Origin of the sequence: Salinivibrio sp. VGrn1, assembly GCF_009377995.1 — a bacterium.
Lineage (GTDB): Bacteria > Pseudomonadota > Gammaproteobacteria > Enterobacterales > Vibrionaceae > Salinivibrio > Salinivibrio siamensis.
In genome coordinates, this window is the sequence record NZ_SATA01000003.1 from 223,093 (window position 1) to 234,814 (window position 11,722).

Here is an 11,722-nt window from a genome sequence, read left to right on the forward strand (position 1 = left end):
TGGTGGAAAATACGACTATGATTTTAAGAGGGTGTTAGGCGTTCTAAAACGCTATTAACAAAATTGTTTATTGTTCTGAAATAAAGAGTTCAAATAACCGGGAAAGCCAGTAAAATCGGGGCATGGAGGGAAGTTGGTATTCGGTGCTTGGTTAGAAAGTAAACATTTGGTTAGGGGCCTAATTAAATTTTTTCTCAGATGTGGTAATGTAGTTGATTGTGTGGTGACAGCTGGTCTTTTATTGCTGGTAAAGATGGCTTGAACAGCAATGAATAATGGGCGCACCACCAACACTCACAGGCTTCCGAATAAACGGACTAAGGAGTTAACTCGTGAGCGATAAAAGCCATGAAGATATGATGACACCAGACGGGAAGGTTAACCCGATCGATACTGATTATCAGGTCGGTCAGGATAACGTGGCACTGAAACTCGGCCCGTTTGGTTTTGATATTCACAACCGAGTATTTATGGTCTCAGGGCTGGCTATTTTGGCCTTCATTTTTGTCACCCTGGCCTTTCAAAACCAAATTGGTCCTGTTTTTGGGGATCTACGTGGATGGCTAACTTCAAACCTAGACTGGTTCTTCCTTTCAGCAGGAAACATTTTTGTTATTGCCTGTCTAGTGCTGATTGCGTCTCCACTGGGTAAAGTGAGACTCGGTGGTACCGAAGCTAAGCCCGATTACAGCTACGGCGGCTGGTTTGCGATGCTTTTCGCAGCCGGTATGGGTATTGGTCTGATGTTCTACGGGGTTTCAGAGCCATTGACGCATTTCCAAACGGCGTTAGGCGGGACATCCGTAGGCGCTGATGGTCTTCGCACTGACTGGGCGCCTTTGGGTGCGGCAGCCGGTGATACAGAGGCGGCGCGCCGCTTGGGTATGTCTGCCACGATTTTCCACTGGGGCTTGCACCCATGGGCGATTTACGCGGTATTGGCGTTAGGCCTGGCACTGTTTGCGTACAACAAAGGCTTGCCTTTGACCATGCGTTCTGTGTTCTACCCACTGTTCGGTGAACGTGTTTGGGGCTGGACGGGCCACGTGATTGACATTTTGGCAATCATCGCGACCTTGTTTGGTCTTGCAACATCGCTTGGCTTGGGTGCCTCACAGGCATCAGCGGGTCTTCACTATCTGTTTGATACACCGCTAGGTGATACCACAGAAGTGTTGCTGGTAATGGGTATCACAGGCGCCGCGATTCTTTCGGTTGTGGCTGGTGTTGATAAAGGGGTCAAGCGCCTATCTGAAATCAACATGATGCTTGCGCTATTGCTGCTCATCTTTGTGATTGCAGTGGGTCCAACCATCGCTATCCTAACCGGTTTCTTTGGTAACTTGGGCGCGTATCTACAAAACTTGCCTGCGCTGTCAATGCCATTTGGCCGTGAAGATGCCAACTTTACCCAAGGTTGGACATCCTTCTACTGGGCATGGTGGATTTCTTGGTCCCCATTCGTCGGTATGTTTATTGCGCGCGTATCGCGTGGCCGTACCGTGCGTGAATTCATCACTTGTGTGTTGATCATCCCATCAGCAGCCTGTGTATTGTGGATGACTGCCTTTGGAGGCACCGCAATTGGTCAGTTCGTCAATGAAGGCTATACCGCGGTTGCGGACGCAGAGCTGTCACTGAAACTGTTTGCGATGTTAGATGATCTGCCACTAGCAGCGATCACCTCGTTTATCGGCATTATCCTGGTCATGGTGTTCTTTATCACCTCGTCTGACTCAGGGTCATTGGTTATCGACACCATTTCTGCCGGCGGTAAAGTGAATGTTCCTGTGCCACAGCGTGTATTCTGGGCCTCTTTCGAGGGCTTGGTGGCCGTTGCGCTGATCCTTGGCGGTGGCTTGGTCGCCCTGCAAGCAATGGCGGTGTCGACAGGCTTCCCATTCACGATTGTGTTGCTGGTTGCTACCGTGTCACTGTTTAAAGGTTTGGCCTCAGAGCCTCGTGCTTCGTAAGCCAAACACTTAACGTCACGTTAAGGTTTTATAAGCAGCCCCAAGTGGGCTGCTTTTTTTATTGGTTACGTTTTTCCCTACCTATTGTTCGTTTTTCTTCCCTGATTGCGCCAAAAGCGAGCACCTTTATCCAATCGTTATAACTGTTAAAGAATGAGTTCAAAGGATCTGCTTCGTTGTAAATAAGCTGTGCTGGCAAGGTATGTGTGTAACAACCTTGATGACAAAGTGACCAAGCGGTTAGGGGCCTAATTAAAGCGCGTTCGCTCTATGGTATTCTTGCTGACCGTGTTGTCATTGCCACCCTTTTTGGTGTTTTTATCACGCTTAAATACCAAGCAACCTTCGGCAGTGTTCGGCAACACAGAGAGGCTTGTGAATCGACGGACTAAGGAGTTAACGCGTGAGCGATAAAAGCCATGAAGATATGATGACACCAGACGGTCAGGTGAACCCGATCGACACTGACTACCAAGTGGGTCAGGATAACGTCGCTTTGAAAGTCGGCCCGTTTGGTTTTGATATTCACAACCGTGTATTTATGGTCTCAGGGCTGGCGATTATGGCCTTTGTCTTTGTGACCTTGGCCTTTCAAAATAAAATGGGGCCGATTTTTGGCGATTTACGTGCTTGGCTGACTGCAAATCTCGATTGGTTTTTCCTCTCGACAGGCAATGTTTTCGTCATTGCTTGCTTAATATTGATTGTATCGCCGTTAGGAAAAGTGCGGCTGGGTGGCACAGAAGCCAAACCGGACTTTGGCTATGGTGGCTGGTTCGCGATGCTTTTCGCCGCGGGTATGGGCATTGGCCTTATGTTCTATGGCGTGTCAGAGCCGTTGACGCATTTTCAAACCGCGCTCGATGGCACGTCGACAAATGCTAATGGTATCCGGACTGACTGGGCCCCGTTAGGCGGCGCCGCGGGGGATACAGACGCGGCACGTCGTTTAGGTATGTCCGCGACCATTTTCCACTGGGGACTGCACCCTTGGGCCATCTATGCGGTGCTGGCGCTTGGTCTCGCACTGTTTGCTTACAATAAAGGGTTGCCGCTGACTATCCGTTCGGTGTTCTATCCCTTGTTTGGTGAGCGCGTATGGGGCTGGACCGGTCATGTGATTGATATTTTAGCTATTGTGGCGACGCTCTTTGGTCTTGCCACCTCGCTCGGTATTGGTGCCTCACAAGCGTCCGGTGGTTTACATTACTTGTTCGATACGCCGTTAGGCGCAACGACCGAGATCATCTTGGTGGTGGTGATCACCGCGATGGCGATCTTCTCCGTTGTTGCTGGCGTCGATAAAGGGGTGAAGCGCCTATCTGAGCTTAACCTCATCCTTGCGTTTTTATTGTTGCTGTTTGTGATTGCGGTTGGCCCGACGCTTGCGATTCTGACCGGTTTCTTTGGGAATCTTGGTGCTTATTTAGAAAACTTGCCAGCACTGGCGATGCCATTTGGGCGAGATGACGCCAACTTTACCCAAGGTTGGACATCCTTCTATTGGGCGTGGTGGATCTCTTGGTCACCATTTGTCGGGATGTTTATCGCGCGCGTATCTCGGGGTCGAACGGTACGCGAGTTCATTACCTGTGTGTTGTTGATCCCATCGGCGGCCAGTGTGCTTTGGATGACGTCATTCGGGGGCACGGCGATTGACCAGTTTGTCAACGACGGCTACACCGCCGTTGTCGATGCCGAGCTGTCTCTGACGTTGTTTGCGATGCTTGAAGGCCTGCCACTTGCGACGATCACCTCGTTCATTGGTATTATTCTTGTCATTGTCTTCTTCGTCACGTCATCCGACTCAGGCTCTTTGGTGCTTGATACCATCTCGGCGGGCGGAAAAATGGATGTACCCGTATCACAACGGGTGTTCTGGGCCACTTTTGAAGGTTTAGTGGCGGTGGCGCTGATCCTTGGCGGCGGCTTGGTGGCGTTGCAAGCGATGGCTGTCTCCACCGGCTTCCCATTCGCCGTGGTGCTCCTGGTAGCGACTGTCTCCTTGTTTAAAGGCTTGGCTTCTGAGCCACGCGCGAAATAAACAGGTGTGCTAACTGTTTGATTGTTAGCTAAGATAGGAAAGGCAGGCCTTCGGGGCTGCCTTTTTTATTACCCGGCCAGCGCTTGAGCTGTGCCGCTGGCGAAAGAACGGATGCCCCAAAGGGGGAGCCCTTCAATAAAATGCAGGTTTAGGTGAGCATTATGGAAGCTGAACAAATTGAAATCGCGACATTTCTTGCGCAGTACGCCCCTTTTGACGCGATGCCGGAAGAGGTGGTGGCTGAGGTAGCAACCAGTATTGAAATCAGTTACTACCGTGCAGGCACCGATATTTTTGCTTACGGTGATGAAATTCACGATTTAGCCATCCTGCGCAGTGGCGCGGTCGAGCTCTTTCGCCGGAATGGAACCTTGTATAACCGTATTTCAGAAGGCGATATCTTTGGTCAGATGGGCCTTTTGATGAACAACCGCGTCCGGATGCCCGCCAAAGCGATCGAGGATACCTTGGTCTATTTTATCCCAGAGGCGATGTTCAACCGGCTCTTTGATGACTTTGAGCACTTTGCTGATTTTGTTGAGGTAGAGGACAGAACCCGATTGCGCCAAGCGGTCTCGAGTCATAATGAAGCCAACGACTTGACCACCTCAAAAGTGAAAAAACTGATTATCCGTGACCCGGTAATGATATCCAGTACAGACTCGGTTCAGCACGCTGCTCAGGTCATGTCACAAGAGACAGTCTCTTCTATTCTGGTGATGGGCGATGAGCCAGATCCTGATACAGGTATAAAGCCGGTACTGGGGATCATAACGGATCGTGACTTACGTAATCGCGTCTTAGCGGAAGGGTTGCCTTATGAGACGCCAGTGCAAGAAATCATGTCACCACAGCTGATCACGCTTGACCACAATGCGTATATCTTTGAGGCAATGCTGACCATCTTGCGCTCAAACCTTCATCATGTGCCCGTGATTCAACACGGTAAGCCGATTGGTGTGGTCGCACTGTCTGATATCGCGCGCTATGAGTCGCAAAACAGTTTGTTCTTGGTGGCGAGTATCTTCCGCCAACAATCTGTGGATGATTTGGTCATCTTGTCTAAACAAGTGAAAGATTGCTTTGTCCGTATGGTCAACGAAGACGCGAATTCACATATGATAGGCTCCGCGTTGTCGGTGATTGGGCGTAGTTTCAAACAGCGCTTGCTTGAGCTTGCTGAGGAAGAGCTCGGTGAGCCGCCAGTGCCGTATTGCTTTTTAGCCATGGGGTCAATGGCACGTGACGAGCAGTTAATTGTTACTGACCAAGATAACGCCATTATTTTGGACGATAGTTATGATCACAGTCAGCACAATGCGTATTTTGAAGCCTTGTCTAAACGTGTCTCTGATGGATTGAATGCGTGTGGGTATACGTATTGCACCGGCAATATTATGGCGACTAACCCTGAGTGGCGAAAAACGCTGAAAGAGTGGGAGCAATGCTTTGCTGATTGGATTGATAATCCCAGTCCGCGATCGCTACTTGATAGCAATATCTTTTTTGACCTTGATGGCGTCCATGGTCGTACTAACTGGGCAGAGCAACTTAAAGCCTTTATTGGTCGTCGTGCGCGCCGCAACAACCGCTTCTTGGCGGCGATGGCACGCAATGCGCTCAATCGCACACCGCCACTGGGCTTTTTCAAAGACTTTGTCATGGAGCAAGACGGGCGTCATAACAATTCCATTAACTTAAAACGTCGTGGCACGGCACCTTTGGCCGATCTGATTCGGGTACATTCATTGGCGATCGATTCACGCTCGCAAAACTCCTTTGAGCGTTTGGACGATATTATCGAGTCGGGGATCTTGCCTAAAGGTCGAGGCCCAGACTTACGCGATGCGATGGAATTTATCTCTATGGTGCGCATTCGTCATCAAGCGTTAGACATCGAAGCGGGTCGCGAGCCGGACAACAACATTGAGCCAGAGAACCTATCTGACTTTGAACGTCGAAACTTAAAAGATGCATTTCAGATCTTAAGTAACGCGCAGAAATTCTTGAAATTCCGCTATCAGCCGAATCGGTCTTAAGGGGAGGGTATGCTTCATTTCGATTTGAGAAAAAAAGAGGATGCCGACCACGTGGATTGGCGTGCCATGCTGGAAACCAAACGTGAGACGGTCCAGCATGAGACGTTGCAAGCGTTTTATCAGCAAGGCTGGGTATCGCCTGATACGCCTGTCTCCCAGGTGTCTTTTGTGGCGTTAGACTTTGAAACCACAGGGCTTGATAGCCAGCAAGATGCGATTGTCAGTATTGGCTTGGTGCCCTTTACCCTGAATCGCATTCGTTGTCAGCATGCGCAACACTGGATTGTTAACCCTAACCGGCCGTTGGCAGAGTCGTCGATTGTCATTCATGGGATCACCCACTCAGATATCGTGAATGCCCCTGACTTTTCGCATGTGATTGAACCTTTACTGAGCGCACTAGCCGGCTCAGTAGTCGTGGTTCATTATCGCCGTATTGAGCGGGAGTTTCTGGACCGTGCGATCAAACAGCGCCTAGGCGAGGGGATCATTTTCCCAATGGTCGATACCATGGAATTAGAAGCGCGCAAACATAGAAACGGTAAACGCAGCTTTATGGATTGGATTGCCCGTCGCCCGCCCGAGTCGATTCGTTTAGCCGATAGTCGTCATCGTTATCACTTACCCTTTTACCAGAGCCACCATGCGCTGACGGATGCGATGGCAACGGCTGAACTACTGCAAGCGCAAATTGCCCATGACTTTTCACCGGACACGCCCATCAGTGAACTATGGCGCTAACCGTGGGAACGGTCCTCGCGACTAAAGTAGAGGCTCGTGGCGAGACAATGAACCCTTTGCTGATGGTTTTCGTAATGACTGATAAGGCGTATAATCAACGTGCTACAAGTCAGTGACGAAAGTGAGAGGAAAAATGACATTGATCCATGCGGTTGAAGGGTTAGCGTTCGGTCTCGGTGTGCTATTGCTGTCATCGTCCATTGGCTTTGCGTATTGGGGGATCACTTTAAAGCCTGAAGAGGCTGAGGACATGACCGCACGTAAAATTGAGTTGGGGTTTTATGCGGGCGCGTGTCTTGTTTTCGCCCTACTCATTGGCTATTGGTTGAGCGTGTAGCCTTAGATACTTTGGTATAACGGCGCCAGCGCAAGCCTAAGACTTAAAAGTGAGTGTAAAAAAACCACCGATTGCTCGGTGGTTTTTTCGTATGACCCGTAGGGGATTACCAAACGTCTTTATCGATTTGCTTATCCAGTTTCGGGAACTTGGTGCGATCAAAGGTTGGGTTCTTGCCCGCACGGCGCTGGTCTTCATAGTCTTTCATCAGCGCGAAGGCGACACCCGACAAGAGCGCAATCGCCACCAAGTTGATCACGGCCATCATGCCCATCGACAAGTCAGCAAAGCTCCAGATTAACGGTAAGTCGGTAATCGATCCCACCAACACCATTGCTAGCACAGCAATACGGTAGAGCAGAATCGCGTTTTTCGAGCGGAAAATATACTCGATGTTTGACTCACCATAAGAATAGTTGGCAATGATAGAGGTGAAAGCGAATAAGAGGATTGCGATAGCAATAAACGCCGCACCCCAGTCACCCACTTGGCTAACCAATGCTTCTTGGGTAAGCGCAATACCCGTTAGGCCGCTATTTGGCTCAAGCATACCGGAGATCAAGATGATCGATGCTGTCGCGGTACAGATAACGATGGTGTCGACAAAAACACCCAGCATCTGAACATAGCCTTGCGCCGCTGGGTGATTCGGCTTGGTGGTTGCGGTAGCGGCCGCATTCGGTGCTGAACCCATACCTGCTTCGTTTGAGAACAAACCGCGCTTGATACCGTGCATCATCGCTTGCGCGATCGCATAACCCATTGCACCACCCGCCGCTTGTTCAAGCCCGAGCGCGCTTTTAACAATGGTGGAGATCACAGCAGGTAGCTGCTCGATATTCATGCCAACCACGACTAGCGCAACCAGCAAATACGCCAGTGCCATAAACGGCACGATCAGCTCCGCCACACGCGCAACCGAACGCATACCGCCAAAAATCACGGGTGCGGTCACTACGGCAAGGCCGATGCCAACCGCTAAGGCATCAAAGCCAAACGCGGTATTCATTGCTGCAGCAATCGAGTTGGACTGGACACCGTTAAACGCCAGACCAAAGGCGATAATCAGACAAATAGCGAACGCAATACCTAACCAGCGCTGACCTAAGCCTTTCTCAATGTAGTAAGCCGGGCCACCGCGAAAGGTCTTATCGTTGTGGTTAACTTTGTACGCCTGCGCCAAGGTGGACTCGACGAAACTGGTTGCCATGCCGACCAATGCCGTTAGCCACATCCAGAAGATAGCACCAGGGCCACCCAGATAGAGTGCGACGGCCACACCGGCCATGTTGCCGGTACCGACGCGCGCTGCCAGACTGGTACTAAAGGCTTGGAAAGAAGAGATACCACCTGACGCGCCATCGCGGCTGTTGGCCATGAGTTTGAACATGTGGCCAAAGTTACGGAATTGAATAAAGCCAGATCGTACGGTGAAGTACAAACCTAAGCCAATCAAAAGATAAATGAGTACGCTGCCCCAAAGGAGGCCGTTACCTGTATCGACTATGGACACAAATAGATTTTTAAGTTGTTCCATCATTAAACTCTGTTTTGTCTGTTGGGAGACGCCTAACTCGATAAACACGTGAACTTAGGTTCATCGTGAAAGAGCGAGGGTCGACAACCACTGTCCATGTGAGATCTCTGCCGTCCATGCAGGTGAGCAACGAAACGCGCGATAGCACCAAAACATCTGGCTTGCTATGACGCGCGATGTTGGATCTGCAACAGCATTTTGAATCCATGCTGGGCTGTTGCCAGAGTGCGCCGTTGCCAGTGATAGCGATGTCTTAGCACATCAATACACTAGGTGGAGCACGCCGGATAATACCGACATTTGTGAGACAAAACACTAGATGATTATTGATCTGTTGGTTTTTTGAACGGCCTTGGGTGTTAATAACAGCACTAAAAACTGTAACAAGAATGTAATGGGTTGCACGCTAATTACTTGATGTTAAAGCAGTCATCTCGACGTCTTTCGCATATTATTCCGTATTTTTTGATTAAATAACGTTTTCTTGCGCGCTGAACGAAATGTGATCAATGCCTCATATTGCCGCCGATTCATCGTACCGACTGTCGAACGAATTTGCCCGAACCGGTAGATAAAGGTGACTTATTCACTGGATGACGCCGCTTTTTTGGTCAGCAAATCATGCTTAACGATATCGATCGCGGAGAGCGCTGTGTCGGTATCGATCGCATGGCTTTCAAGCAAGTAAATAAGATCGACGGCGAGTTTAACGTCGTCGGGGGCCTCTTCGAGTGCTTTTGACGAGGAAGAATGTGAGTCAGTCATGATACCTCCAGGCTGGCGGAAAAGTCGGGAAAGTGGGTGAGCGCGGCTTGTATCAGTTGTTCGTGCAACGGGATTAGCTGCTCATGGGTGTCATGATAGCCTCCTCCTATGACCGCAGCGACAGGTATCTGGTGGGAGGCACACCGTGATAACACGCCTGTGTCGCGTTGAAAAATACCCTCAGCGGTAAGTGACAAATACCCCAACGCATCGTCTTTATGCACGTCGACACCCGCATCATAGATCACCATGTCGGGGCGGTGCTGAGCCAGTGCAAGGTCGAGTAAAGGCAAAAAGGCATCGAGATAGTCGTTATCTTGGGTGCCAATCGGGAGGGGTAAATCAAGCGTTGATGATGGTTTTCGCGAGGGGAAATTTTTCTCACAGTGGACGGAAAAGGTCACAATATCTGGATGTGAGGAGGCTAGCGCGGCGGTGCCGTCACCGTGGTGAACATCGCAATCGACGATCATCACTGTCTCTATGCCCGGCTGCGTGAGGGCATGACGTGCAGCAATCATTAAGTCGTTAAATAAACAAAAGCCACTGCCAAAGTCATAATGGGCGTGATGGTAGCCGCCGGTAAGGTGGATAGCCAGACCCGTGCGCAATGCCTGATCCACCGTTAAGGTGGTGCCACCCAGTGAGGTTAAACTGCGCTTTATTAGCGACTCACTCCAAGGAAACCCAATACGGCGCATTTTTACCAAAGGCAAGTTGCCCTCGAGTAATTGACTCACATAGGCGGGGTCATGAATCGCGTCAATGATCTCTCTGTGCGCGGCGGTGGGCTGGTAAAACGCAACCGGCAATCCAAGCGCTTGCAATCGTTCGAACAGCAGCCGGTACTTTTGCAGTGGATAACGGTGACCCTCGGGAAGCGGGAAATCAGAGTAAATGGGATGGTATATCAGTGGTAGCACATTCGCTCCTTACGTTATCGCTTTTCCCGGTAAGTAATGGTGGTTTCAATGCGTTCTCGGGCTTTGGTGCACCGCGCTAGACGCTGCTCGAGCGCGAGAACTTGCTTTTGATGCTGTTGCCGTACAGCCGGACTGGAGGCCATCTCAACACTGGCGTTGGCATCACGGAGTTTGTCGGCGAGACGCCGCTCCCAGTCTTGATGCTTGGCCAAGTCTTGATAGAGCTCACCGATAGATTGGCGTCTTGGACCACGACGAGCTTGTTCTTGCTTACGTAAAGGTTGAGTGGCAAGTTCACGCTGGAGTGCGGTGATTTGTGCTAACAAGGTTTCGCAAATATGGGTGGCTCGCGCATCCGTTAGTACCCCTTGCTGATGATCGCGGCGCATCACGGCTAACAGGCCTTGTGCTTCATTAACACAGGGCGTTAATAACTTACCTTTGCAGTGAAAAAGTGGCGTGGCAAATAGCGGTGCCTTGGCTTCTCCTCGGCGACGATCAACCTCTGCGGCTTGAACGGCGAGTTGATCTAAATGTTGAGCCATGGCATCGATTTGCGCTTTCATGATGTTTTCTCTCTCAATGAGGGCTAGAACCAAGCATCAACGGCGAGTTTGCCCGCTAGAATAACCACCGCGGTGATAAAAATAGGGCGAATAAAACGGCTACCAAAGCGGATGGCTGAGTGAGCGCCAATAAAAGCCCCTAGCATTAAGCAGGCTCCCATGGTTAAGCCCAGCGCCCAGCTTACATGGCCTAACAGCGCGAACGCCACCAGTGAGGTGAAGTTACTGGTAAAGTTCATCGCCTTTGCTAATCCCGAGGATAGCAAAATATTCATCCGATAGAGCGACATGGTGGAAACCGTCCAAAACGCGCCGGTTCCCGGGCCTGCCACTCCGTCATAAAAGCCAAGTGATAAACCCTGACTCCACTGTTTTATGGGCAGCTTTGGGCAACGTGCGGGTAGCTGGTTGTTATCGCCTTTAGGGTGTGGATGCCAGATGGTATACACCGCGGCGACCAACACCACAATGGGAATGGCCTTCTCTAACCATTCGGTACTCAGAACGTCCACCAGCAGGGTGCCGGCCGTGGCGCCAATTAAGGTGCCCCAAAACGCATGTTGCCAAAATAAGGGAGAAAATAGGCGCTTTTTATAATAAGTGAACGCGGCGGTGCTCGACGCAAAGGTCGCGGCCAACTTATTGGTGCCTAACGCAACATGCGGCGGCAGGCCAAGTGATAATAGAGCAGGGACAGTGAGCATGCCGCCACCGCCAGCCACCGCATCAATAAATCCAGCGACAAACGCGGTCAGCCCCAGAATAACTAAAGTAGAGAGGTCAATCAGTTCCAGCAT

The 11,722-nt window shown here is 50.5% G+C and carries 10 protein-coding genes; 5 read left to right on the forward strand and 5 right to left on the reverse strand.

Annotation, left to right across the window (positions count from 1 at the left end):
* The first annotated feature begins 356 nt into the window (after positions 1-356).
* From EHW56_RS06740 to EHW56_RS06760, 5 genes are all read left to right on the forward strand, one after another.
* Positions 357-1,973 (forward strand): BCCT family transporter, encoded by a 1,617-nt coding sequence (locus EHW56_RS06740; RefSeq protein WP_152794867.1) that lies wholly within the window; start codon positions 357-359, stop codon positions 1,971-1,973.
* A gap of 427 nt (positions 1,974-2,400) precedes the next feature.
* On the forward strand, positions 2,401-4,017 hold the full coding sequence (locus EHW56_RS06745; protein WP_152794869.1) for a BCCT family transporter: 1,617 nt from the start codon (positions 2,401-2,403) through the stop codon (positions 4,015-4,017).
* 161 nt (positions 4,018-4,178) lie between these two features.
* Positions 4,179-6,056: a DUF294 nucleotidyltransferase-like domain-containing protein gene (locus EHW56_RS06750; protein WP_046073595.1), complete on the forward strand. Its 1,878-nt coding sequence runs from the start codon at positions 4,179-4,181 to the stop codon at positions 6,054-6,056.
* 9 nt (positions 6,057-6,065) lie between these two features.
* On the forward strand, positions 6,066-6,797 hold the full coding sequence (locus tag EHW56_RS06755) for a 3'-5' exonuclease (RefSeq protein WP_077578513.1): 732 nt from the start codon (positions 6,066-6,068) through the stop codon (positions 6,795-6,797).
* A gap of 133 nt (positions 6,798-6,930) precedes the next feature.
* On the forward strand, positions 6,931-7,134 hold the full coding sequence (locus EHW56_RS06760; RefSeq protein WP_046073593.1) for a hypothetical protein: 204 nt from the start codon (positions 6,931-6,933) through the stop codon (positions 7,132-7,134).
* A 106-nt stretch (positions 7,135-7,240) separates the two neighbouring features.
* On the opposite strand, the gene EHW56_RS06765 is transcribed toward EHW56_RS06760, so the two are convergent.
* From EHW56_RS06765 to EHW56_RS06785, 5 genes are all read right to left on the reverse strand, one after another.
* Positions 7,241-8,671, reverse strand: a complete 1,431-nt coding sequence (locus EHW56_RS06765) for a sodium:alanine symporter family protein (protein WP_077578512.1) — start codon at positions 8,669-8,671, stop codon at positions 7,241-7,243.
* 582 nt (positions 8,672-9,253) lie between these two features.
* Positions 9,254-9,436: a DUF2496 domain-containing protein gene (locus EHW56_RS06770; protein WP_077605903.1), complete on the reverse strand. Its 183-nt coding sequence runs from the start codon at positions 9,434-9,436 to the stop codon at positions 9,254-9,256.
* Positions 9,433-10,359 carry a histone deacetylase gene (locus tag EHW56_RS06775; protein WP_172969984.1) on the reverse strand — a complete coding sequence of 309 codons (927 nt, stop codon included), beginning with the start codon at positions 10,357-10,359 and terminating at the stop codon, positions 9,433-9,435. Before EHW56_RS06775 ends, EHW56_RS06770 begins: the two co-directional genes overlap by 4 nt.
* Positions 10,360-10,373: 14 nt before the next feature.
* A complete protein-coding gene (locus tag EHW56_RS06780; protein ID WP_046073589.1) occupies positions 10,374-10,925 on the reverse strand; it encodes a primosomal replication protein in 552 nt (183 codons plus the stop codon).
* Between the two features lie 23 nt (positions 10,926-10,948).
* Positions 10,949-11,722 carry a TSUP family transporter gene (locus EHW56_RS06785; protein WP_077578509.1) on the reverse strand — a complete coding sequence of 258 codons (774 nt, stop codon included), beginning with the start codon at positions 11,720-11,722 and terminating at the stop codon, positions 10,949-10,951.